The organism is Streptomyces sp. NPDC094143 (genome assembly GCF_040303825.1).
GTDB lineage: Bacteria > Actinomycetota > Actinomycetes > Streptomycetales > Streptomycetaceae > Streptomyces.
In genome coordinates this window covers 30,704-52,590 of sequence record NZ_JBEOTZ010000020.1, presented here as the reverse complement: position 1 = coordinate 52,590, position 21,887 = coordinate 30,704, and the positions used below count along the sequence as shown (strand labels likewise).

Below are 21,887 nucleotides of genomic sequence, written 5' to 3'. Positions count from 1 at the left end.
TCGTACGGCGCGCTCCGCGGGGAGGGCGGGGCGGATTCGCCGTGGGTGTGAGGGTGCCTTGCGGAGTGCGGGTGCCTTGCGGAGTGGGGTGCGTCGTGGAGTGGGGTGCGTCGTGGAGTGAGGTGCTTCGTGGACTGAGGTGCTTCGTGGCTTGCCGCGCGGCTCCCGCGCCCTGACGGGGCACCTTCAGCGGAGCCGGGCCACCCGCCACACGGCCAGGACGACCACTGCGGCCACCATCACCGCGTACGCGAGGACGACCCGCCAGTCCGCTCTGCGGCCGGAACCCCTGGCCGGGAGGCCGGGCCAGGTGTAGCCGACGCGGCGGGCCGCCATCATTCCCCAGCCGGCCGCGCAGGAGCAGATCAGCAGGCCGAGCATGGCGATGACGGCCCCGCTGTCGCCGAAGTCGAAGGCGAGCGGGAACGCGAACATCAGGGAGCCGAGTGCCGCGAGTCCGACGATGGGCGCGAGCTGCCAGATGCGCAGCCGGCGCTGCGGGCGCAGCTCGACCTCGACCTCGCCCGCGAACATCTCGTCGGGCTCGGGGCCGTCGTCGGTCACACTCGGCGTCTCGTCGGGGCCGTCGGAGCTGAGGCGGTCCGACTCCTCCTCCGGTCCGTCCTCGTGCTCCGGCACATCCCGCTCGGCGGTGCTGTGATCGGTGCTTTGTGCGGTGTCGCGAGGGCCGGCCTCCATCGCCACGCGCCCTCCCAACTAGGACTCAACTCGGTCGATCGAAGCTCGATGATGGCACGCCGCCGAAGGACCGGATGACGGCCTGGGCGTCCCGATGCCATGACGTGATCAGGCTGTAACCGGTCGTTCGACCAAGGACAGTGCGAGCTGCGGAAGTTCCATGAGATCGGCCGCGGCCCCACTCAACCAGTGCACCCGTGGATCGCGCCTGAACCATGAATCCTGACGGCGCGCGAAGCGCTTGGTGGCACGGACGGTCTCGGCCCGCGCCTGCTCCATCGTGCACTCCCCGGCGAGCGCCGCGAGGACCTGCTGGTAGCCGAGCGCGCGCGAGGCCGTACGCCCTTCGCGCAACCCCTGCGCCTCCAGTGCCCGCACCTCGTCCACCAGTCCGGCGTCCCACATCCGGTCGACCCGGCGTGCGATGCGCTCGTCCAACTCGGGGCGGGCCACGTCGACGCCGATCTGGAGCGTGTCGTAGACCGAGTCGTGGCCGGGGAGGTTGGCGGTGAAGGGTTTGCCGGTGATCTCGATGACCTCAAGGGCCCGCACGACCCGGCGTCCGTTGCTCGGCAGGATGGCCCGGGCCGCCTCGGGGTCGGCGGCGGCCAGCCGGGCGTGCAGCGCGCCCGAGCCGCGCAGGGTGAGCTCCTCCTCCAGCCGGGCCCGGACCTCGGGGTCGGTGCCGGGGAACTCGAGGTTGTCGACGGCTCCCCGGACGTACAGCCCCGAGCCGCCGACCAGGATCGGCCAGCGGCCCTCGGCGAGCAGTGCGTCGATCCGCTCACGGGCCAGGCGCTGGTACTCGGCGACGGACGCGGTGACGGTGACGTCCCAGATGTCGAGGAGGTGGTGCGGGACTCCGCCGCGCTCCTCGGGCGTCAGCTTGGCGGTGCCGATGTCCATCCCTCGGTAGAGCTGCATGGAGTCGGCGTTGACGACCTCACCGCCGAGCCGCTGGGCCAGGAAAACGCCCAGATCGGACTTTCCGGCCGCAGTTGGACCGACGACGGCGATGACGCGGGGGGCGGGGGGTGCACTGCTCACCGCCCCAGTCTCGCAAACCTCGGACCCCACTCTCGAACGAGTTACGTGACGCCACGGCCCCGGGGTCGTTGCCCGTTGCGAGGTTCCTGCCGCCGGATCACAGAGGCGGTGACCCGGGCCGCGCAAACGGACGCACCGGGCGACGCGGGATTTCGCCCGCACGAGTAACGTATGGAGTGGATATGGGCGTTTTTGCACGCATTCTCCGGTGGTCCAAGGCCACGGAGGAGGCGCCTGCCGCCAAGGCCGGCAGCGACGCGGCCAAGGCCGGGTCCGAGAAGGAGGAGGCGGCGGCGACCGCCGGGGCGAAGACGGCCGAGGGAGTATCGGAGGCCGCCGAGCCGGCGGCCAAGGGCGCCGGGGGCACCGACGGCGAAGGCGTCGACATCCCCAAGCAGCAGTCCACCGACAAGGCGGCCGACAACGAGGCCGGTGAGGGCGCCCGTACGTGACCGCCCCGCGCGAGGAAGGTGAACCATGGGTCTTCTGGCCAACGTGAAGGCCAAGCTGGGCCCGGCGAAGGGCAAGGTCTCGCACCTCGCGCAGCGGCACGAGGACAGGATCCAGCACGGTCTCGACAAGGCCGCACAGGTCGTCGACAAGAGGACCAAGGGCCGGTACAGCGACAGGATCCAGTCGGGCACGGGCAAGGCCAAGGGCGCCATCGACCGACTCGCGCACCAGGGCGACGCCGTACCGGACGGAGACGGCCCCGCCCCACCGGCGGGCACGGCCACCCGACCGCCGGGCACGGCCACCCCACCGGCGGGCGGGGCGCCCCAGCAGCCGGGTGAGGCGACCAGCAGCCGGGTGGGGCGCCTTCGCCGGGTGAGGCGACCCAACCGACGAGTGGGACAACTCCTCCGCCGGATGGGATGACCCAGCCGCCGGGTGAGGCGGCCCGGTCGCCGGGTGGGGCGGCACAGTCGCCGGGTGGGGCGACGCCGCCGCCGGGTGGGGACACCGCCACCCCGCCGCCGGACGCGGGCCGTACGGAGCCTCCGCGGGAGGCGGGTGGCACCGCGTCGCCGGACGACACGCCACCGCCCGTTTCCTGACCCGCGCGTCGGTACACCGAAGGGGACATCGCCGGACGGCCGTGGAGACGAGCTCCCGGCCGTCCGGCATTCCCCGTGTCCGCCGTCCGATCCGTCCGATCCGCGACGCGGCCGCCTACGACCAGGTGGCGACGGCGTACCCCACGCCGTACGGCGCGTCCTCGAACAACAGTGATCCCCCGAGGCCGGCACCCTCGGCCGCGCCGGCCAGCACCTGCCACGGCGCCCGGCCGGACACCTTCAGCTCCTGGGCGAGCCCGCTGTCCAGCGCCAGGAGGGCGGGCAGGTCCGCCGCGCCGAGCGCGCGCCCCACCTCCGCGTCGAAGGGGGCCGCCCGCTCGTCGAGATACCCCGGGGCCTTGAGCGTCCGGCACGCACTGGCATCACCCATCACCAGCAGCGCGAGCCGCCCCGCACCGGCGACGAGCTGCCGTCCGGCCCGGGCGCAGTCGCCGGGCGCGAGCAGCTCCCCCACGCCGAGTCCTTCCACCGGGGCGTCGGACCACCCGGTCCGCGCCAGCAGCCAGGCGGCCACCGCCAGCGAGTACGGCAGCAGCCGCTCCGTGCCTGTGTCCCAGGCCCCGGCTCGTCCCAGCCGGACGTCGAGATCGACCCCGAAGCCGCGGAACGACCCCCGGCTGCCCTCCGGGTACGTCTCGGGCCCGGGGGCGTCCACCGGACCGACGACCACCAGCCGGTCCGGACGGGCGGCGGCGAGCACGCCCAGCGCGTCCGTGCAGGCGGCACGCGCGGCGTCCAGCTCCGGAGCGGCACCCGCCGCGACCTCGGAAACCAGCAGGGGCGGGCAGGGACAGACAGCGGCGGCGACAAGCATGATCGGCAGGGTAACCCTCAGCAGACGCGATGCCGCACGGGGCGGCCAGGACCCGGCCCTACCCCGCCGGCGGCCACGACCTCGCTCAGTCGCAGCCGCACCCGCTCGCCGCCACCGGCAGCGGCTCCGGGACGCCGATCTTGGGCAGGCCGAGCAGGACACCCGTCGGCTGGGACGCCTTCGACACCTTGTCGGCGTTGCGCTTCTCCCAGGCGTCGCCCGCGCGTGTGCGGCGCACGGCGAGGACGGGGCCCTCGGCGAGCAGGTGGTGCGGGGCGGCGTAGGTGATCTCGACCGTGACGACGTCGCCCGGGCGGACCTCCTGGTCCGGCTTGGTGAAGTGGACGAGGCGGTTGTCGGGGGCGCGGCCGGACAGGCGGTGGGTGGTGTCGTCCTTGCGGCCCTCGCCCTCGGCGACCATCAGCTCCAGCGTGCGGCCGACCTGCTTCTTGTTCTCCTCCCAGGAGATCTCCTCCTGGAGGGCGACCAGCCGCTCGTAGCGCTCCTGGACGACCTTCTTGGGGATCTGGCCGTCCATCTCGGCGGCCGGGGTGCCGGGCCGCTTGGAGTACTGGAAGGTGAAGGCCTGGGCGAAGCGGGCCTCGCGGACCACGTGCAGCGTCTGCTCGAAGTCCTCCTCGGTCTCGCCGGGGAAGCCCACGATGATGTCCGTGCTGATCGCGGCGTGCGGGATGGCGGCGCGGACCTTCTCGATGATGCCGAGGAAGCGCTCCTGGCGGTACGAGCGGCGCATCGCCTTCAGGATCGGGTCGGAGCCGGACTGCAGCGGCATGTGCAGCTGCGGCATCACGTTCGGCGTCTCGGCCATGGCGGCGATGACGTCGTCGGTGAAGTCGCGCGGGTGCGGCGAGGTGAAGCGGACGCGCTCCAGGCCGTCGATCTTCCCGCAGGCCCGCAGCAGCTTGCTGAAGGCCTCGCGGTCGCCGATGTCCGAGCCGTAGGCGTTGACGTTCTGCCCGAGCAGGGTGATCTCGGAGACGCCCTCGGCGACCAGGGCCTCGATCTCGGCGAGGATGTCGCCGGGGCGGCGGTCCTTCTCCTTGCCGCGCAGGGCCGGGACGATGCAGAACGTGCAGGTGTTGTTGCAGCCGACGGAGATGGAGACCCAGGCCGCGTAGGCGCTCTCGCGGCGCGTGGGCAGCGTCGAGGGGAACGCCTCCAGCGACTCGGCGATCTCGACCTGCGCCTCCTCCTGCACGCGGGCGCGCTCCAGCAGGACCGGGAGCTTGCCGATGTTGTGCGTGCCGAAGACGACGTCCACCCAGGGCGCCTTCTTCACGATGGTGTCGCGATCCTTCTGGGCCAGGCAGCCGCCGACCGCGATCTGCATGCCGGGGCGGGCGGCCTTCTTCGGCGCGAGGTGGCCGAGGTTGCCGTACAGCTTGTTGTCGGCGTTCTCACGCACCGCGCACGTGTTGAAGACGACGACGTCCGCCTCGCCGTCGGAGCCCTCGGGGGCGCGGACGTAGCCCGCGTCCTCCAGCAGGCCGGCCAATCGCTCGGAGTCGTGGACGTTCATCTGGCACCCGTAGGTGCGTACCTCATACGTGCGCGTGCCGCCCACTGACTGGCTCCGGTCGATGCTGCTCATGGGGACAAGGGTAGGCGGTCGGCGCACATGCGACGGCCGCCTGTGGACAACCCCGCCCGGGGCTCACGGCTCGATGAGCCCGGCCCTGATGGCGTACCGGGTCAGCTCCAGGCGGTCGCGCATGCCGAGCTTCTGCAGGAGGTTGGCGCGGTGGCGTTCCACGGTCTTGGCGCTGATGAAGAGGAGTTCGCCGATCTCCTTGGAGGTGTGGCCCTCGGCGACCAGTTTGAGGATCTCCTCCTCGCGTTCGGTGATGGCCCGTTCCGGCAGGCCGTCGCCGCGGTGCAGGCGCTCCAGGTAGGAGCGGACGAGGGCCCGTTCGGCGCCCGGGTAGATGAACGGCTCGTCCCGTACGGCCGCCCGGCACGCCTCGACCAGGTCGCGGTCGGCGACCGACTTGAGGACATAGCCGCTGGCCCCCGCCCTGAGTGCCTCGAAGAAGTACTCCTCGTTGTCGTACATCGTCAGGATGAGGATGTGCAGGCCGGGCAGTCGGCGGGAGAGTTCGCGGGCGGCCTGGAGGCCGGTCATGCGGGGCATGGCCACGTCGAGGACGGCCAGGTCGACGGGAGTCTCCCGGGCCTTCGCGACGGCCTCGGCGCCGTCTCCGGCCTCGGCGACGACCGTCAGGTCCGGCTCGCCGTCCAGGATGAGGCGCACGCCCCGGCGCACCAGGGTGTGGTCGTCGGCGAGCAGGACGCGGATCGGGGCGGGCATCAGCGTGCTCCCTCCGTCACCGGCAGGCGCAGCCGTACGTCGGTGCCGCCGTCGGGGGCCGGTCCGACGGTCAGGGCGGCGCCGATCAGGAGGGCACGTTCGCGCATGCCGGTGATGCCTGCGCCTTCGGCGGTGGTGCCGATGCCCGCGCCGTTGTCGCGGACGAGGAGTTCGACGCCGTCCGGGACGGGCCGGAGGCTGAGTTCGGCGCGGTCGGCGCAGGCGTGCCGGGCGGTGTTGGTCAGGCCTTCCTGGGCCACCCGGTAGACGACGAGTTCCGCTTCCGGGGTCAGGGCGGGGAGGTCGCCGGTGACGTGGTGGCGCACGCTCAGCCCGTGCGTCGTGAACTCGCCGGCGAGTGAGCGCAGGGCGCTGGCCAGCCCCAGTTCCTCCAGGACGCCCGGGCGCAGCCGCCGGGCGATCCGGCGGATCTCGTCCAGACCGGCCCGGGTCGCCTCCTGCGCCTGGCCGACCTCGTCGCGCAGGTCTCCGGGGGCCCGGTCGGCGACGCGCTTGAGCTGGAGCAGGACGGCGGTCAGGGTCTGCCCGACCTCGTCGTGGAGTTCCCGCGCGATGCGGTGCCGTTCGCTCTCCTGCGCGGACAGCGCACGGGCGGCGCCCGCGGTCCGCTCGGCCTCCAGCCGGTCGAGCATCGTGTTGTACGTGGTGATCAGCCCGGCCGTCTCCGCCGGGCCGCCGACCACCGGGCGGGAGCCGGGGCGCAGCAGGTCCGCGGTGGCCATGGCCCGGTCCAGCCGCTGCAGGGGCGCCAGGCCGAAGCGCAGCACGAGCGCGTTCCCCGCCAGCAGCAGCGCCAGGCCGCCGAGCAGCACGAGCGCCTCGCCGGCCAGGACGGGAGTGGAGACGGTGACCGGGCCGAGCAGCAGCGCGGTGGCCACGACCAGGCCGGCCGCGTTGAGCGAGAAGATCCGCCAGAACAGCGACACGTTCCTGGCTCCGCCCCTTCCGGCGCCGGCGTCCGGCACCTCCCCGGTCAGTCTCTCCGGCGACCGGCGGCTGCGTATATCCGTCACGACACCCATGTCGCCACGGTACGGCCGGATGGCAGCATGCGGACGTGGCCCGTCCGTTGATCGACACCGTTCACGGCACCGCTCGGGGCACGGACACAGGCAAGACCGACCGGACGAACAAGGGGAAGCAACGTGTCAGCTCCGCGCCTGAGGGCGACGCCGCTGCCGGGCATCGGGGTCCAGTACGACCTGGAGACCCGCGAACACCGCCATCTGTCGGTGGTCGCGCACCGCGACGGGACGCGCACGGTGAACGTGTACCGCTCCGACGACCCCGACTCCTGTGCGCAGTCCCTGCGGCTGACCGGCTCCGAGGCTGGTTCGCTGATCGACGCGCTGATGCCGTCCCACCACAGCCCCAGTCTGCTGTACACCACGGACCTGGGACTCGTCGCCGAGCGGATCGAGGTGGCCGCGACCTCGCGCTGGAACGGACGGGTCCTGGGCTACACCCGGATGCGGACCGACACGGGCGCGTCGGTGGTGGCGGTGCTGCGCCGGGCCGAGGCCATCCCGTCGCCGGCGCCGGACTTCCGGCTGGCGGGCGGTGACATCCTGATCGTCGTCGGCACGCGCGAGGGCGTCGACGCGGCCGCGACGATACTCGGGCGGGAGTGAGCCGGTGCACTCCGCGGTCCTGCTCATCGAGTTCGGTTCCATCATCCTCGGCCTCGGCCTGCTCGGGCGGTTCGCCGCCCGCTTCCAGCTCTCGCCGATACCCCTGTACCTCCTCGCCGGGCTGGCCTTCGGCGAGGGCGGTCTGCTGCCGCTGGGCGCGAGCGAGGAGTTCATCGCCACGGGCGCGGAGATCGGCGTCATCCTGCTGCTGCTGATGCTGGGCCTGGAGTACACGGCGAGCGATCTGGTCTCCAACCTGAAGACGCACTATCCGTCCGGTCTGGTCGACTGCGCGCTCAACGCCCTGCCCGGGGCGGCGGTGGCGCTGCTGCTCGGCTGGGGGCCGGTGGCCGCGGTCGTCCTGGCCGGTGTCACCTGGATCTCCTCGTCCGGCGTGATCGCGAAGGTGCTCGGCGACCTGGGCCGGGTCGGCAACCGGGAGACGCCGGTGATCCTCAGCGTGCTGGTGCTGGAGGATCTGGCGATGGCCGTGTACCTGCCCATCGTCACGGCGCTGGTGGCGGGCGCCGGGCTGCTGGCCGGGAGCGTGACCCTGGCGATCGCGCTGGGGGCGGCGGGCCTCGTGCTGTTCCTGGCCCTGCGCTACGGCCGGGTCATCTCGCGGTTCGTCTCCAGCGACGACCCGGAGAAGCTGCTGCTGGTCGTGCTGGGCCTGACGATCCTGGTCGCGGGCGTGGCGCAGCAGCTGCAGGTGTCGGCGGCGGTGGGCGCCTTCCTGGTCGGCATCGCGCTGTCCGGGGAGGTGGCGGAGGGGGCGCACACGCTGCTGAGCCCGCTGCGCGACCTGTTCGCCGCGGTCTTCTTCGTCTTCTTCGGGCTCCACACCGACCCGTCGAGCATCCCGCCGGTCCTGCTGCCGGCGCTGGGCCTGGCCGTCGTCACCGCGCTGACGAAGATCGCCACCGGTTACTGGGCGGCCCGGCGGGCCGGGATCTCCGTCAAGGGCCGCTGGCGGGCGGGGGGCGCACTGGTCGCCCGCGGCGAGTTCTCGATCGTCATCGCGGGCCTCGCGGTCGCCGCCGGCATCGAGCCGTCCCTCGGCCCGCTGGCCACGGCGTACGTCCTGATCCTGGTCGTCGTGGGGCCGCTCACCGCGCGGTACACGGAGCCCGTGGCGACCTGGTGGGGGCGGCGCCGCGAGCGGGACCGGCCGGAGCCGGGGCCGACGCCCCGGGCCACGGAGGCGGAGGCACCGGTCGCCGACTGAGGGAGGGGCCGGGGGGCTGGTCTGGCGCCCGGCCCAGCCCTCCGCCCCCCGGGCCGGCGCCGAGGTCACTCACCCCCGCCCGGCTCCCACCCCTGCTTCCGCAGCACCCCGCGCACGTCCGGTGGCGCGTAGTGCTCCCCCTTGAGGACCTTGCCGTCGGCGCGGCGGGAGACGGAGCCGTCCCGCCCGATCTTGGTCATGTTGGAGCGGTGGATCTCGGCGAGCACCGCGTCGAGGTCGATGCCGTGGACCAGGGCCGTGCCGTACGCCACGTAGACCACGTCCGCCAGTTCGTGCGCGAGCCGGTCCAGTGGGCCCGTCACCGCCACCTCGGCGACTTCCGCGGCCTCCTCCGCGAGGAGTTCGCCGCGGTGGGCGGCGAGTTCCGGGGAGATCTCCGTCGGGGTGCTGCGGGCGTCCAGGCCGAAGGCGCGGTGGAACTCACGGACCAGGTCGGCGGGCGAGGAACTCATGGGCGCGACTGTAGTGGCCGCCACTGACACTCCTGCCTCCTCCTGTGACCCCCGCCCTGGCCAGGGGGGCGCCCCGGCTGGCAGGATCGCCCGCATGTCCAGGACGTTCCCACCCATCGGCCGGCGCCGGGCCCTGCAGGGCGGTACCGCCGCCCTCGTGGTCCTCGGGCTGCTGCTGTGGTGGCTGCGCCCCTGGGCCGAGGAACCGCCCGGCGGGGACATCGACTTCGGCACCGGCACGCGCGCCGGGGTGTACTACGAGTACGGCAAACTCCTGCGCCACGAGATCGCCGAGGACATGCCCGCCCTGCGGGTGCGGCTGCTGACCAGTGCCGGTTCGCAGGAGAACGTCGCGGACGTGGCGACCGGCGAGGCGGACTTCGCGATCGCCGCGGCCGACGCGGTCGCCACGTACAAGCTCGACAACGGCACAGGCGCCGACCGGCTCCGCGGGGTCGCGCGCCTGTACGACGACTACGTCCAGCTCGTCGTGCCGCCGGACTCGGACATCCGCTCCGTCTCGGACCTGCGGGGCAAGCGCGTGGCCATAGGGCTGCCCGACTCCGGCGTGCGGCTGATCGCGAACGGGGTGCTGAAGGCGGCCGGTATCGACCCGGAGAAGGACATCGAGCCGTCGTCGGACGGCATCGACACCGGGCCCAAGCGGCTGGGCCAGGGACTCGACGCGTTCTTCTGGTCGGGCGGCCTGCCCACGGACGGACTCAGCCGGCTGGCGGAGAAGTCGGCGTCGGCCTTCCGGTTCGTACCGATCGACGCCGCCCTGGTGGCCAAGCTGCACGACCAGGGCGGTGCCACGCGGTACTACCGCGCGACCAAGATGCCCGAGTCGGCCTACCCCACCATCCAGCGGGGAGACCCGGTGCCGACCCTGGCGGTGTCCAACCTCCTGGTGACGCGCAGCGACGTGGATCCGCGGCTCACCGAGTGGCTGACCCGTACGGTGATCGACAGCCGCGACGGCATCGGCGGGACCGTCCACTCCGCCCAGCTGGTCGACGTCCGCACGGCGATCTACACCGACCCGCTGCAGCTGCACGCCGGGGCCCAGCGCTACTACCAGTCGGTCAAGCCGTAGGCCCCGACCGCGGGACGCGCACGGTCACCCGCAGGCCGTGCGGCTCGTGGTGGTCGTAGGCGATGGAGCCGCCGCCCGCGGCGAGCAGGGCCCGCGAGATGGACAGCCCGAGGCCCGAGCCCTTGATGTTCTGGTGGCGGCCGCTGCGCCAGAAGCGGTCGCCGATGCGGGCCAGCTCCTCGTCGGTGAGGCCGGGGCCGTGGTCGGTGACGACGACGGTGGAGGTGCCGCCGTCGGGGGCTACGGTCACCTCGACCGCCTCGCCCTCGGGGGTGAACTTCACCGCGTTGTCGATGACCGCGTCCAGGGCGCTGGACAGGGCGACCGGGTCGGCCCATGCGGTGGTCGGGGGGCAGTCGCCGACCAGGCGTACGCCCTTGGCCGCGGCGGTCGGGGCCCAGGCCGCGACGCGTTCGGCGGCGAGCTCGCCGATGTCCGTGATGCGCAGGTCCGCCTCGGTGTGCTCGGCCAGCGCCAGGTCCAGCAGGTCGTCCAGGACCTGAGCGAGGCGCTTGCCCTCCGCCTGCACGGAGGCGATCTCCTTGTTGCCTTCGGGCAGCTCGAAGGAGAGCAGCTCGATGCGCAGGAGCAGAGCCGCGAGGGGGTTGCGCAGCTGGTGGGAGGCGTCGGCGACGAAGGCGCGCTGCTGCTCCAGGACGTCCTCGACGTTGTCCGCCATCTCGTTGAACGACCGGGCGAGGCGCCGGAGTTCCGGCGGACCGCCGGCCGCGGCGACCCGTGACTTGAGCCGTCCCGTGGCGATGTCGTGGGTGGTGGCGTCCAGGATCCGCACGGGCTTGAGCACCCAGCCGGTCAGCCGCAGGGCGGCACCGACGGCCAGCAGCATCGCGGCGAACTCGCCCGCGCCGATGACCAGCCAGCCCTGCAGCGTCCGGGAGCGCATCTGCCCGGTCGGCGAGTCCGTGACGACCACCGCGACGACGTCGCCGTCCCGGATGACCGGCGAGGCCACCACGAGGTTGCGGCGCTGCCAGGGCCACACCTGCTTCGGGTCGTGGCTGCGGCGGCTGAGCAGCGCCTCGTCGAAGGCGGCGCGCACCTCGCCCGCCGCCGGCAGGGCCCACCTGACCGGTGCCTGGGCCATGGCCTGGCGGTTGCGGTAGAAGACACCGGCGCGGATGCCGTAGACCTCGTGGTAGCTGCGGAGTTCACTGCTGAGCGTGGCCAGACGCTCGTTCTCGAACGCCTCCGTGGTCCCGCCGGGCGAGTCGGTGACGAACTGGGCGAGGGCCGCGAACCGCGCGGTGTCGTCGATGCGGTCGACGACGACCTTCTGCTGCTGGGCGCCCGCCAGGCTGACGGCGAGCGGCACGCCGAGCGCGAGCAGCACGGCCGCCATCAGGATGATCAGCAGCGGGAGCAGACGAGTGCGCACCCGGCCCCGCTACCCGGCGGGCGCGACGAGCCGGTAGCCGACCCCGCGCACGGTCTCGATGAGGGCGGGCATGCGCAGCTTGGCGCGCAGGGAGGCGACGTGCACCTCCAGGGTGCGCCCGGTCCCCTCCCAGCTGGTCCGCCACACCTCGCTGATGATCTGTTCGCGGCGGAAGACCACCCCGGGCCGCTGTGCCAGCAGGGCCAGCAGGTCGAACTCCTTGCGGGTCAGCTGGATCACCGACCCGTCCACGCTGACCCGGCGCGTGGGCAGCTCGATGTGCACGGGGCCGAGCCGCAGCTCGGTCTCGATGCCGCTGGAGGTGTCCTCGTGGGAGGTGCGCCGGCTGACCGCGTGGATCCGGGCGAGCAGCTCGCCGGTGTCGTAGGGCTTCACGACGTAGTCGTCGGCGCCGAGGTTGAGGCCGTGGATGCGGGAGCGTACGTCGGAGCGGGCCGTCACCATGATCACGGGGGTGCTGGTGCGCTTGCGGATCTTGCCGCAGACCTCGTATCCGTCCTGGTCGGGCAGGCCCAGGTCGAGCAGGACGACACCGAAGCCGTCACCCTCGGGGACCAGGGCCTGGAGAGCCTCCTCGCCGCTGCGCGCGTGCGTGACGTCGAAGCCGTGCCGTGCCAGGACCGCCGACAGGGCGGCGGCGACGTGGTTGTCGTCCTCGACGAGCAGCAGTCTCACCCGGGCCCCCTTCGGTTCACTGGCCGTACGATCAGGATGTGTACAAAAACGCGTGCACGCGCGCGCGTGCACCCTGTGCAGTCACGCTGATGGATGAGGACGGCGTCAAGAGGGTTCCGGTTGCTGAGGGCTTCCGTTACCCGGCTGGTATGAGCCCTGCTCATAAGTGCTACGACACGTGTCCGATTGCTATCGGATCGTGATGCTCAGATTCCCCTCAGATGTAATGACGCAGGTCGTAGAGGGTTACTACTGTCCTCCGAAACCGAGGAGGACGGAGCCTGAGAGCGATGACCGAAGTATCGGTGGCCAAGGAAGATGTGGCCGCGACCGGAGAACTGGTCGTCCTGAAGAGCGTCAACAAGCACTTCGGCGCGTTGCACGTACTCCAGGACATCGACCTGACGATCGCCCGCGGTGAAGTCGTCGTGGTCATCGGACCCTCCGGGTCCGGCAAGTCCACGCTGTGCCGCACCATCAACCGCCTGGAGACGATCGACTCCGGCTCGATCGCGATCGACGGCAAGCCGCTGCCCGCCGAGGGCAAGGCACTGGCGAAACTGCGCGCCGACGTCGGAATGGTCTTCCAGTCCTTCAACCTCTTCGCGCACAAGACCGTGCTCGAGAACGTGATGCTCGGCCAGGTCAAGGTCCGCAAGAAGGACAAGCAGGCGGCCGAGGAGCGGGCCCGTGCCCTGCTCGACCGGGTCGGCGTGGGTGCGCAGGCCGACAAGTACCCGGCACAGCTCTCCGGCGGCCAGCAGCAGCGCGTCGCGATCGCGCGGGCCCTGGCCATGGAGCCGAAGGTCATGCTCTTCGACGAGCCGACCTCCGCGCTCGACCCCGAGATGATCAACGAGGTGCTGGAGGTCATGCAGCAGCTCGCCCGCGACGGTATGACCATGATCGTCGTCACCCATGAGATGGGTTTCGCACGATCGGCGGCAAACCGCGTGGTGTTCATGGCGGACGGCCGAATCGTCGAGGAGGCTGCGCCCGACCAGTTCTTCAGCAATCCGCGCAGCGACCGCGCCAAGGACTTCCTGTCGAAGATCCTGCACCACTGACGGCGCGCGTCGCGCCCGCGACGGTCCGCGTCACCCGTAACGACGGTTTCTCTTCACGGCAAAGGATGTTCCCAATGAAGCTCCGCAAGGTCTCCGCTGCGGCCGCCACCGCTCTCGTCCTCGCCCTGACCGCCACTGCCTGTGGAGGCGACGACGGCGGCGACTCGAACGGCTCCGGCTCCGGCGGCGGCGACAAGATCAAGATCGGCATCAAGTACGACCAGCCCGGTCTGGGCCTGAAGGAGCCCGACGGTTCCTTCTCCGGCTTCGACGTGGACGTGGCGACGTACGTGGCCAAGGAACTGGGTTACGAGCCCGACCAGATCGAGTGGGTCGAGACCAAGAGCGCCGACCGTGAGAACGCGCTGTCCCGCGGTGACGTGAAGATGATCGCGGCCACCTACTCGATCACCGACGAGCGCAAGCAGAAGGTCGACTTCGCCGGTCCTTACCTGCTGGCCCACCAGGACCTGCTGGTGAAGAAGGACTCGGACATCACCAAGGCCACCGACCTCAACGAGAAGAAGCTGTGCTCGGTCGCCGGTTCGACCTCGGCGCAGAACGTCAAGGACGACTTCGCTCCGAAGGCTCAGCTGACTCAGCGCGGTGGCTACTCGGAGTGCCTCTCCGCTCTGCAGAGCGGCGCTGTGGACGCGCTGACCACCGACGACTCGATCCTCGCCGGCTACGCCGCTCAGGACCAGTACAAGGGTCAGTTCAAGCTGGCCGGTCTGAAGCTGAGCAACGAGAACTACGGCATCGGTGTCAAGAAGGGTGACAAGGCGACCCTCGACAAGATCAACAAGGCCCTCGAGAAGATGGTCAGCGACGGTGCATGGAAGAAGGCCGTCCAGGAGAACTTCGGCCCGGCGAACTACAAGAACGAGCCCGCCCCGAAGATCGGCCAGATCGTCCAGTAACGCGGGACTCAGCCGACGCAGGATCCCCGCAGTCGCTGCGGGGATCCGCAGGCGCGCCGCCATCACCTCTCTGACGGCGGCGCGCCACGTCCGCCACCTTCGCCACCCACCCGGAAGCGCGGGAGATCGTGTTCGACTTTCTTTCAAATTATGACGACCCGTCCGTGCTGGGCGCTTTCTGGGTCACCATTCAGCTCACCGTCTTCTCGGCCATCGGTTCCCTGATCTGGGGCACCGTCCTGGCGGGCATGCGGGTCAGCCCCGTCCCGCTGATGCGCGGTTTCGGCACTGCCTACGTGAACATCGTCCGGAACATCCCGCTGACGGTCATCATCGTCTTCACGTCGCTGGGCCTCGCCGACATCTTCGGCGTGACGATGGGCGCATCCGAGGACTTCGAGCTCAAGTACTTCCGGCTGGCTGTACTGGGGCTCACCGCCTACACGGCCGCCTTCGTCTGCGAGGCGATTCGCTCCGGCATCAACACCGTGCCCGTCGGGCAGGCCGAGGCTGCACGGGCCATCGGGCTCAGCTTCAGCCAGGTGTTGAGGCTCGTGGTACTGCCACAGGCGTTCCGCTCGGTCATCGGGCCGCTGGCCAACGTGCTCATCGCGCTGACCAAGAACACCACAGTGGCGGCAGCGATCGGCGTGGCCGAGGCCGCCCTCCTGATGAAGGAAATGATCGAGAACGAGGCACAGACGCTGCTGATCGGCGCGGTCTTCGCCTTCGGGTTCGTGGTACTGACCCTGCCCACCGGCCTGTTCCTCGGCTGGCTGAGCAAGCGACTGGCGGTGAAGCGATGACGTCCGTTCTCTACGACGCCCCGGGCCCGAAGGCCAAGCGGCGCAATGTGCTGTTCTCAGTGATCTTTTTCGTCCTGCTCGCCCTGCTGCTGTGGTGGATCTGGCAGACGCTGGATGACAAGGGACAGCTGACGTGGTCCCTGTGGAAGCCCTTCACCACTTCCGAGGCGTGGACGACCTACCTGCTACCGGGTCTGGCCGACACGCTCAAGGCCGCCGCGCTCTCCATGGTCATCGCCCTCCCGCTGGGCGCCGTCCTCGGCATCGCACGCATGTCCGACCACCGCTGGGTGCGCATCCCGGCCGGTGCCGTGGTCGAGTTCTTCCGGGCCATCCCCGTGCTGCTGCTGATGCTCTTCGCCAACGAGTTCTACGTCCGTTCCACGGGCATCCCCAGCGATGAGCGGCCCCTGTACGCGGTCGTCACAGGCCTGGTGCTCTACAACGCGTCGGTCCTCGCCGAGATCGTGCGCGCGGGCATCCTCTCGCTGCCCAAGGGGCAGTCGGAGGCGGCGATGGCGATCGGCCTGCGCAAGAGTCAGACGATGAGCAGCATCCTGCTGCCGCAGGCGGTCACCGCCATGCTGCCGGCCATCGTCAGCCAGCTGGTCGTCATCGTGAAGGACACCGCGCTGGGCGGCGTGATGCTCGGGTTCACCGAGTTGCTCAACACGCGGAGCACCCTCGCGGCCAACTACGCGAACGTCATCCCCAGCTTCATCGTGGTGGCGGTCATCTTCATCGTGCTGAACTTCATCCTCACGTCCTTCGCCTCCTGGCTGGAGGGCAGGTTGCGCCGCAGCAAGCGGGGCACGGGCGCTGTTCTGGGCGCCGACAAGGTCGACGACGTGAACGCGGCTGAGGTGGGCGGCTCCTACGGCACCGGAGCCGGCGGATCGATCTGACGGCCCGGCAACCGTCGCGACTGTGGCCCGCCGGATTTCCGGCGGGCCACAGTCGTGCCCAGCCATGAACCGTCCTGCACGGGCCGCCCCTGACGCCTCCTCATGGGACGAACGGGTCGCCCCGCTACCCTTGGGACGGCGGCATGATCGCCACCTGCCCCTGGTCACTTGACGCAAGCACCGGCAATGGGTTGCATACGTTCTGTGATCGTGCACCCTGCTCCACCTTCGTGTTCACCTACGTCTCTCAGGACAACACCGCGGGCAGGGGGCGCCGCGCCGTGGACCCGGTGATCATCGTCGGAGCGGGGCCCGTCGGGCTCACGCTCGCCCTTGCGCTGGCGCGTCAGGAGGTGCCGTGCGTCGTCCTCGACGAGGGCCCGGGCAAGGACGAACCCCGCGCGGCACGCACCGCCGTCCTGCACGAGGACACCGCCGCCCTGATCGAGCGCCTGACCGGTGTCCCCCTGGACCAGGTCGGCGCCCAGTGGGCCGGATGGCGGTCGGTACGGCGCAAGCAGGTGATGCGCGAGGTCTTTCTCGACGGCTCCGATCCCATCCCCCTGCACATCGCCCAGCACGTCCTGACCGGCATCCTGCGCGCCGCCCTCGCGGACGAACGGCTCGTCCGGATCGCCGTGGACAGCCGCCTCGACGGTATCGAACAGGAGTCCTCGGGCGTCACGGCCCACACCCGCGGTCCGAAAGGCACCTACTGGCGAGGCAGTTACCTGGTCGGCTGCGACGGCCCCCGCTCCACCGTGCGCAAGCTCCAGGACATCCGTTTCCCGGGCCGTACGGCGGTGGAACGTCACGCCGTCGCGGCCCTGCGCACGGAACTGCCCTGGCACAACGAAGCGTTGCTGCACCGCATGCCGCCCTGGCGCATGTCGGGTCCCTCGGCCGGCGAGATCACGGCACGGCCGCTGCCGGACGGCGTCTGGCGTCTGGACTGGCTCCTGCCACCCGGCAAGGACCTGGTCACGCCCGAACTGCTGCTGACCCGCATCCGGGAGACCCTGGCCGGCTGGTCGGGCGGCTCCACCCCGCCGTACGAGCTGCTCGACACCGGCGTCCACACGGTCCACCACCGGCTGGCCCGTCGCTGGCGCGCCGACCGCGTCTTCCTCGCCGGGGACGCGGCCCACCTGCTCGGCGCCCTGGGCACACACGGGCTGGACGAAGGGCTGCGGGACGCGGACAACCTCGCCTGGAAACTGGCCCTGGCCTGGCACCACGGGCCGCACGAGGCGCTCCTCGACAGCTACCAGGCCGAACGCCGGGCGGTCGTCGCCGCCCGGCTCCGCGCCGCCGACCAGGCGCTGCCACTGCTCCGCGGCGGCGCGGGCCTGCGCTCCTACGTCCCCGGCTCCTCCCGGAACCACGACGCCCTCCTCACGGACGGTCACCTGGGGCAGGGTCAGCTCGGCGCGCCGGGGGCGTACGCCGAGTCACCGCTCGCGCCGGGGCCCCTCGAAGGGGAGGTGCCCGTCGACACCCCGCCCGGAGCTCTCGTCGCCGACGTCCGGGTCACCGCCGAGGACGGCACCTTCGTACGGCTGCGCGACCGGCTCGGCCGGGGCACCCTGCTCGTGGTCCTGATCGCGCCGGGCACGGGCGTGTGGGAGCGCAAGCACTGGGCCCGGGCGGGCATCATGCCCCGGCTGGCGGCGGCCGTGGCGGCCCTGCCGCACCCCGCCGAGCTGCTGGTGGCCGAGAGCTATCCGGGCGCCGCCGCCCACACCGTGCTCCTGGTACGGCCCGACGGGCACCTCGTCACCGCGCTCGGCGGAGTGCGCCCCGAGGACCTGTACGCGGCGGCCGAGGCCACGGTCGGGGGACCGGCACAGGCACAGGCGCAGGCACAGGCGCAGGCGCAGGCGGGAGCGGGTGCTTCGACCGGGGCGCCCTGACGCCGACGTGTCCTGACGCCGGGCGTGCGCGCGACCAGCGCGCCCCGCGCGCCTGCGCGCCCTGATACCGGCACGGGGAGTGACGGCCTCACTGTCACGGTGCGTCCGCATGGTGACAGTGAGTTGACCGGTCCGGGCGGTCATGGTGTACTCCGGTGCGTGACCGACACCTGTGTGCGCCTGTGGCGGAGGGTCCATATGGACCTCCTCCGCTATGCGGGCTGCGTGTGTCGCCCGTCCTGCTGACTTCGCATCCTTCTTCCCCTGCGTGCGCCGCGCCCTCCGCGTCGACTGCCGCGCGCTCTTCGCGAACCCTCATCAGGACCATCAGGACGGCACCCGTGTCTGTATCCCCTTCCGCGCCCCCCTCTGTCTCCTCCTCCCGTTCGGTTCCCACACAGGCCGACCTCTACGACTTCGTCCGGCGCACGGCCGCCGACAGCGAGCTGATCGCCTCCCTGCCGCTCGACCCGGAGGGCCGCACCTGGGTGCGGCTGGACGGTCCCGGCGGCAGTGAGGCCTGGCTGATCGGCTGGCCGCCCGGCACGGGCACCGGCTGGCACGACCACGCCGACTCGGTCGGTGCCTTCCTGACCGCGTCGGGCGAGCTCAAGGAGAACTCACTCGCCGCGCGGCTGCCCACCGACGGCTGGAAAACGCTCGAACTCACCGAGGGGGTGGACCGGGAACGGCGGCTGCCGGCCGGTCAGGGCCGCGCCTTCGGACGCCACCACGTCCACGAGGTGCTCAACGAGTCCCGCGACCGGCACGCCGTCTCCGTCCACGCCTACTACCCTCCCCTGCCGCAGATCCGCCGCTACAGCCGCAGCGGGCCGATCCTGCGCCTGGAGCAGGTGGAGCGACCGGAGGACTGGCAGTGAGCGCTTCTGGGTCTGGAAGCGGCGAGGTCCGGCCTCCCGTGGGAATCGACGAACTGCTGGAGCGCGTACGCGCCGGGTACGAGCGCATCGAGCCGCGGGAGGCGTACGAGGCCGCCCGGGCCGGCGACGCGCTGCTGGTGGACATCCGTTACGCCGCCCTGCGGGAACGGGACGGTCTCGTCCCCGGTGCCGTCGTCGTCGAGCGCAACGAACTGGAATGGCGCCTCGACCCGCAGGGAAGCCACCGTCTTCCCGAAGCCACGAGTCATGCCCTGCGCGTGGTGGTGTTCTGCAACGAGGGATACGCGTCCAGCCTGGCCGTGCAGTCCCTGCACCAGCTGGGACTGCACCGGGCCACGGATCTGGTGGGCGGGTTCCAGGCATGGCGGGAGGCGGGGCTTCCGGTGGAGTGAGTCGGATACCCGTGAGGTGCGTCAGCCGGCCTCCGGCTCAGGCCGGCCTCCGGCTCAGAACTCCTCGCCCACCGGAAAGTCCGTGTCCTCGCCCTCCTCTTCCAGCGCCTGCCGGACGACGCGCAGCGCCATGCCCTCCGGGTATCCCTTGCGGGCGAGCATGCCGGCGAGGCGGCGCAGCCGCTTGTCCCGGTCGAGCCCACGGGTCGATCGCAGCTTGCGGTCGACGAGCTCCCGCGCGGTCGTCTCCTCCTGCTCGGAGTCGAGCTGCGAGACGGCCGCGTCGATCAGCGTGGAGTCGACGCCCTTGGTGCGCAGCTCCTGGGCGAGCGCCCGTCGGGCCAGTCCTCGTCCATGGTGACGGGACTCCACCCAGGCGTCGGCGAAGGCGCCGTCATTGATGAGCCCGACCTCCTCGAACCGCGACAGCACCTCCTCCGCGGCCTCGTCCGGGATCTGCCGCTTGCGCAGGGCGTCGGCGAGCTGCTTGCGCGTCCGTGGGGTCCCGGTCAGCAGGCGCAGGCAGATCGCCCGAGCCTGCTCGACCGGGTCCCCCGGAGGCGCCTCCTGCTCGGCCCTCGACGAGGAAAGGGCACCTCCGTCCTCGGCGTCGGCCGCCTCACCGAAGCCACGCCGACGCCGCCCACGCCCCCGGCGCGTCCCGCCGCCACGCGAGTCGCCCCTGGGAGTGCCTCCCCCGTACGGTCTTTCGTCCCCGTGCGGACCGCTACCCCCGTGCGGACCGTCGCCCTCCCGGGGGTCACCACGGCCGTAGGCTTCACGGTCCCCGCCCAGGCCTTCGCCCCTGCCCGGGCCTTCGTCCCCGTCCAGGTCGTCGTGCCCGTACAGGCCGTCATCCCCGTGCGGACCGCTGCCCCCTCGCAGCCGGTCACCCCTGTGCAGCCGGTCACCCCCGTACAGCGCGATGTCCTCGTGCGTGCCCTCCCCGTCCACGGACGAGCCCGTTCCTCCTCCGGTGCCCCTCCCCCGTGGGGCACCGGAGGCGGCGTACTCGTACTCCGCCCAGTCGGTTCGTCGTGTCACGGGTCAGCTCTTGGCTGCGGCGGCCTTGGTCTTGGTGGCCTTGGCCGCCGCCGGGGCGGGGACGGCCGGGGCCGCGTCGGCCGGGGCGGCAACGGCGGCGTCCGTGCCCGGCTCGGCGGCCGGCGCCTCGGGACGCACGCCGACGCCCAGCTTCTCCTTGATCTTCTTCTCGATCTCGTTGGCCAGGTCGGGGTTGTCCTTCAGGAAGTTGCGCGCGTTCTCCTTGCCCTGGCCGAGCTGGTCGCCCTCGTACGTGTACCAGGCGCCGGCCTTGCGGACGAAGCCGTGCTCCACGCCCATGTCGATCAGGCCGCCCTCGCGGCTGATGCCCTGGCCGTAGAGGATGTCGAACTCGGCCTGCTTGAAGGGCGGCGCGACCTTGTTCTTGACGACCTTGCAGCGGGTGCGGTTGCCGACCGCCTCCGTGCCGTCCTTCAGGGTCTCGATGCGGCGGATGTCGATGCGCACCGAGGCGTAGAACTTCAGGGCCCGGCCACCGGTCGTGGTCTCCGGGGAGCCGAACATCACGCCGATCTTCTCGCGGAGCTGGTTGATGAAGATCGCGGTGGTCTTGGACTGGTTGAGCGCGCTGGTGATCTTCCGCAGGGCCTGGCTCATCAGGCGAGCCTGCAGACCCACGTGGCTGTCGCCCATCTCGCCCTCGATCTCCGCGCGCGGGACGAGCGCGGCGACGGAGTCGATGACGATGAGGTCGAGGGCGCCGGAGCGGACCAGCATGTCCACGATCTCCAGGGCCTGCTCGCCGTTGTCCGGCTGGGAGAGGATGAGGTTGTCGATGTCGACGCCGAGCTTCTTCGCGTACTCGGGGTCGAGGGCGTGCTCCGCGTCGACGAAGGCGACCTGGCCGCCGGCCTTCTGCGCGTTCGCCACCGCGTGGAGGGTCAGGGTGGTCTTACCGGAGGATTCCGGTCCGTAGATCTCGACGACGCGGCCGCGCGGCAGGCCACCCACGCCGAGGGCCACGTCCAGGGCGGTGGATCCGGTCGAGATGACCTCGATGGGCTCCTGGGTACGGTCGCCCATGCGCATGACCGCGCCCTTCCCGAATTGCCGTTCAATCTGTGCGAGCGCGGCATCCAGGGCCTTCTCGCGGTCGGTTCCTGCCATGGGTTCCACCCGATTTGCTTGAGTCGATCGCTTCACGTCAAAGACGCTAACGCCTGCCACTGACAATGCGCCTCGACGCACGTCCGGCCTGTGGATAACTCGGGCACTTCTCCACCCAAACTACGTCGAAACGCCCGTCGTTGAGCCTGGCCGGTGCCCCCATAAGAATAGATGTTCGATTTTCGTGTCAAGCGCACCACACGGCACCTGAAGCACAGGTTCCCCGGTTCCCGTGCCGAACGCTCGGCCCGGCCCGGGCACGCCCGACCGGGCAGACCGACCGGGCAGACCGGCCCGGACA

At 71.4% G+C, this 21,887-nt stretch carries 24 protein-coding genes; 13 read left to right on the top strand and 11 right to left on the bottom strand.

Annotated features, from left to right (window positions below; genetic code table 11):
- Positions 1-186 precede the first annotated feature (186 nt).
- Together ABTZ58_RS24305 and miaA are read right to left on the bottom strand one after the other, a co-directional pair.
- Positions 187-699: a hypothetical protein gene (locus ABTZ58_RS24305; protein ID WP_351360570.1), complete on the bottom strand. Its 513-nt coding sequence runs from the start codon at positions 697-699 to the stop codon at positions 187-189.
- A 108-nt stretch (positions 700-807) separates the two neighbouring features.
- A complete protein-coding gene (gene miaA, locus ABTZ58_RS24300) occupies positions 808-1,746 on the bottom strand; it encodes a tRNA (adenosine(37)-N6)-dimethylallyltransferase MiaA (protein ID WP_351360375.1) in 939 nt (312 codons plus the stop codon).
- Positions 1,747-1,928: 182 nt separating this feature from the next.
- On the opposite strand from miaA, the gene ABTZ58_RS24295 reads away from it, so the two are divergent.
- Both ABTZ58_RS24295 and ABTZ58_RS24290 read left to right on the top strand, forming a co-directional pair.
- Positions 1,929-2,198, top strand: a complete 270-nt coding sequence (locus tag ABTZ58_RS24295) for a hypothetical protein (protein ID WP_351360372.1) — start codon at positions 1,929-1,931, stop codon at positions 2,196-2,198.
- A gap of 25 nt (positions 2,199-2,223) precedes the next feature.
- Entirely contained in the window at positions 2,224-2,625 is a 402-nt protein-coding gene (locus ABTZ58_RS24290) for an antitoxin (RefSeq protein ID WP_351360369.1), read from the top strand.
- Between the two features lie 294 nt (positions 2,626-2,919).
- Here ABTZ58_RS24290 and ABTZ58_RS24285 read toward each other — a convergent pair whose 3' ends face one another.
- The 4 genes from ABTZ58_RS24285 to ABTZ58_RS24270 form a co-directional block, all read right to left on the bottom strand.
- Positions 2,920-3,639, bottom strand: coding sequence for a class III extradiol dioxygenase subunit B-like domain-containing protein (locus tag ABTZ58_RS24285; protein ID WP_351360366.1), 720 nt, complete (start codon positions 3,637-3,639; stop codon positions 2,920-2,922).
- A gap of 85 nt (positions 3,640-3,724) precedes the next feature.
- Positions 3,725-5,251 carry a tRNA (N6-isopentenyl adenosine(37)-C2)-methylthiotransferase MiaB gene (miaB, locus tag ABTZ58_RS24280; protein ID WP_351360363.1) on the bottom strand — a complete coding sequence of 509 codons (1,527 nt, stop codon included), beginning with the start codon at positions 5,249-5,251 and terminating at the stop codon, positions 3,725-3,727.
- Between the two features lie 63 nt (positions 5,252-5,314).
- The gene (locus tag ABTZ58_RS24275; RefSeq protein ID WP_309096012.1) at positions 5,315-5,968 is read right to left on the bottom strand and encodes a response regulator; all 654 of its coding nucleotides are present in this window, start codon (positions 5,966-5,968) and stop codon (positions 5,315-5,317) included.
- Positions 5,968-7,011, bottom strand: a complete 1,044-nt coding sequence (locus ABTZ58_RS24270; RefSeq protein WP_351360359.1) for a sensor histidine kinase — start codon at positions 7,009-7,011, stop codon at positions 5,968-5,970. Before ABTZ58_RS24270 ends, ABTZ58_RS24275 begins: the two co-directional genes overlap by 1 nt.
- Before the next feature lie 123 nt (positions 7,012-7,134).
- On the opposite strand from ABTZ58_RS24270, the gene ABTZ58_RS24265 reads away from it, so the two are divergent.
- Together ABTZ58_RS24265 and ABTZ58_RS24260 are read left to right on the top strand one after the other, a co-directional pair.
- Positions 7,135-7,620, top strand: a complete 486-nt coding sequence (locus tag ABTZ58_RS24265; RefSeq protein WP_351360356.1) for a cation:proton antiporter regulatory subunit — start codon at positions 7,135-7,137, stop codon at positions 7,618-7,620.
- Between the two features lie 4 nt (positions 7,621-7,624).
- The gene (locus ABTZ58_RS24260; RefSeq protein ID WP_351360353.1) at positions 7,625-8,848 is read left to right on the top strand and encodes a cation:proton antiporter; all 1,224 of its coding nucleotides are present in this window, start codon (positions 7,625-7,627) and stop codon (positions 8,846-8,848) included.
- Positions 8,849-8,913: 65 nt separating this feature from the next.
- Here the strand turns inward: ABTZ58_RS24260 and ABTZ58_RS24255 are convergent, their stop codons facing one another.
- Positions 8,914-9,321, bottom strand: a complete 408-nt coding sequence (locus ABTZ58_RS24255; protein WP_351360350.1) for a pyrophosphohydrolase domain-containing protein — start codon at positions 9,319-9,321, stop codon at positions 8,914-8,916.
- Between the two features lie 94 nt (positions 9,322-9,415).
- Here ABTZ58_RS24255 and ABTZ58_RS24250 point away from each other — a divergent pair, with 94 nt between their 5' ends.
- On the top strand, positions 9,416-10,417 hold the full coding sequence (locus tag ABTZ58_RS24250) for a TAXI family TRAP transporter solute-binding subunit (protein ID WP_351360347.1): 1,002 nt from the start codon (positions 9,416-9,418) through the stop codon (positions 10,415-10,417).
- Here the strand turns inward: ABTZ58_RS24250 and ABTZ58_RS24245 are convergent.
- Together ABTZ58_RS24245 and ABTZ58_RS24240 are read right to left on the bottom strand one after the other, a co-directional pair.
- Positions 10,407-11,813 (bottom strand): sensor histidine kinase, encoded by a 1,407-nt coding sequence (locus tag ABTZ58_RS24245; RefSeq protein ID WP_351360344.1) that lies wholly within the window; start codon positions 11,811-11,813, stop codon positions 10,407-10,409. The genes ABTZ58_RS24250 and ABTZ58_RS24245 overlap by 11 nt on opposite strands.
- Positions 11,814-11,822: 9 nt before the next feature.
- Positions 11,823-12,509 (bottom strand): response regulator transcription factor, encoded by a 687-nt coding sequence (locus ABTZ58_RS24240; protein ID WP_309098141.1) that lies wholly within the window; start codon positions 12,507-12,509, stop codon positions 11,823-11,825.
- 290 nt (positions 12,510-12,799) lie between these two features.
- Here ABTZ58_RS24240 and ABTZ58_RS24235 point away from each other — a divergent pair, with 290 nt between their 5' ends.
- The 8 genes from ABTZ58_RS24235 (at position 12,800) to ABTZ58_RS24200 (ending at position 19,414) form a co-directional block, all read left to right on the top strand.
- Entirely contained in the window at positions 12,800-13,576 is a 777-nt protein-coding gene (locus ABTZ58_RS24235; RefSeq protein WP_351360341.1) for an amino acid ABC transporter ATP-binding protein, read from the top strand.
- Between the two features lie 74 nt (positions 13,577-13,650).
- Positions 13,651-14,496: a glutamate ABC transporter substrate-binding protein gene (locus ABTZ58_RS24230; RefSeq protein ID WP_351360339.1), complete on the top strand. Its 846-nt coding sequence runs from the start codon at positions 13,651-13,653 to the stop codon at positions 14,494-14,496.
- Between the two features lie 128 nt (positions 14,497-14,624).
- Complete coding sequence (locus ABTZ58_RS24225; protein ID WP_351360336.1) at positions 14,625-15,302, top strand: amino acid ABC transporter permease; 678 nt, start codon at positions 14,625-14,627, stop codon at positions 15,300-15,302.
- Positions 15,299-16,207: an amino acid ABC transporter permease gene (locus tag ABTZ58_RS24220; RefSeq protein WP_351360333.1), complete on the top strand. Its 909-nt coding sequence runs from the start codon at positions 15,299-15,301 to the stop codon at positions 16,205-16,207. The genes ABTZ58_RS24225 and ABTZ58_RS24220 overlap by 4 nt, the downstream gene beginning before the upstream one ends.
- Before the next feature lie 281 nt (positions 16,208-16,488).
- Positions 16,489-18,120, top strand: coding sequence for an FAD-dependent monooxygenase (locus ABTZ58_RS24215; RefSeq protein WP_351360568.1), 1,632 nt, complete (start codon positions 16,489-16,491; stop codon positions 18,118-18,120).
- 24 nt (positions 18,121-18,144) lie between these two features.
- Positions 18,145-18,366, top strand: coding sequence for a putative leader peptide (locus ABTZ58_RS24210; protein WP_351360330.1), 222 nt, complete (start codon positions 18,145-18,147; stop codon positions 18,364-18,366).
- A 95-nt stretch (positions 18,367-18,461) separates the two neighbouring features.
- Positions 18,462-19,001 (top strand): cupin domain-containing protein, encoded by a 540-nt coding sequence (locus tag ABTZ58_RS24205; RefSeq protein ID WP_351360327.1) that lies wholly within the window; start codon positions 18,462-18,464, stop codon positions 18,999-19,001.
- Positions 19,002-19,039: 38 nt separating this feature from the next.
- Positions 19,040-19,414, top strand: a complete 375-nt coding sequence (locus ABTZ58_RS24200; RefSeq protein WP_502996118.1) for a rhodanese-like domain-containing protein — start codon at positions 19,040-19,042, stop codon at positions 19,412-19,414.
- Positions 19,415-19,468: 54 nt separating this feature from the next.
- Here ABTZ58_RS24200 and recX read toward each other — a convergent pair whose 3' ends face one another.
- On the bottom strand, positions 19,469-20,458 hold the full coding sequence (gene recX / locus ABTZ58_RS24195) for a recombination regulator RecX (RefSeq protein WP_351360324.1): 990 nt from the start codon (positions 20,456-20,458) through the stop codon (positions 19,469-19,471).
- A 3-nt stretch (positions 20,459-20,461) separates the two neighbouring features.
- A complete protein-coding gene (recA, locus tag ABTZ58_RS24190) occupies positions 20,462-21,586 on the bottom strand; it encodes a recombinase RecA (protein ID WP_351360321.1) in 1,125 nt (374 codons plus the stop codon).
- Between the last annotated feature and the right edge of the window lie 301 nt (positions 21,587-21,887).

Coding starts and splice junctions, on each gene's coding strand:
- ABTZ58_RS24230 (WP_351360339.1), top strand. CDS start 13,651: ATGAAGCTCCGCAAGGTCTCCGCTGCGGCCGCCACCGCTCTCGTCCTC.
- miaB (WP_351360363.1), bottom strand. CDS start 5,251: ATGAGCAGCATCGACCGGAGCCAGTCAGTGGGCGGCACGCGCACGTAT.
- ABTZ58_RS24255 (WP_351360350.1), bottom strand. CDS start 9,321: ATGAGTTCCTCGCCCGCCGACCTGGTCCGTGAGTTCCACCGCGCCTTC.
- ABTZ58_RS24235 (WP_351360341.1), top strand. CDS start 12,800: ATGACCGAAGTATCGGTGGCCAAGGAAGATGTGGCCGCGACCGGAGAA.
- ABTZ58_RS24250 (WP_351360347.1), top strand. CDS start 9,416: ATGTCCAGGACGTTCCCACCCATCGGCCGGCGCCGGGCCCTGCAGGGC.
- ABTZ58_RS24305 (WP_351360570.1), bottom strand. CDS start 699: ATGGAGGCCGGCCCTCGCGACACCGCACAAAGCACCGATCACAGCACC.
- ABTZ58_RS24220 (WP_351360333.1), top strand. CDS start 15,299: ATGACGTCCGTTCTCTACGACGCCCCGGGCCCGAAGGCCAAGCGGCGC.
- ABTZ58_RS24285 (WP_351360366.1), bottom strand. CDS start 3,639: ATGCTTGTCGCCGCCGCTGTCTGTCCCTGCCCGCCCCTGCTGGTTTCC.
- recA (WP_351360321.1), bottom strand. CDS start 21,586: ATGGCAGGAACCGACCGCGAGAAGGCCCTGGATGCCGCGCTCGCACAG.
- ABTZ58_RS24295 (WP_351360372.1), top strand. CDS start 1,929: ATGGGCGTTTTTGCACGCATTCTCCGGTGGTCCAAGGCCACGGAGGAG.
- ABTZ58_RS24275 (WP_309096012.1), bottom strand. CDS start 5,968: ATGCCCGCCCCGATCCGCGTCCTGCTCGCCGACGACCACACCCTGGTG.
- ABTZ58_RS24270 (WP_351360359.1), bottom strand. CDS start 7,011: ATGGGTGTCGTGACGGATATACGCAGCCGCCGGTCGCCGGAGAGACTG.
- ABTZ58_RS24290 (WP_351360369.1), top strand. CDS start 2,224: ATGGGTCTTCTGGCCAACGTGAAGGCCAAGCTGGGCCCGGCGAAGGGC.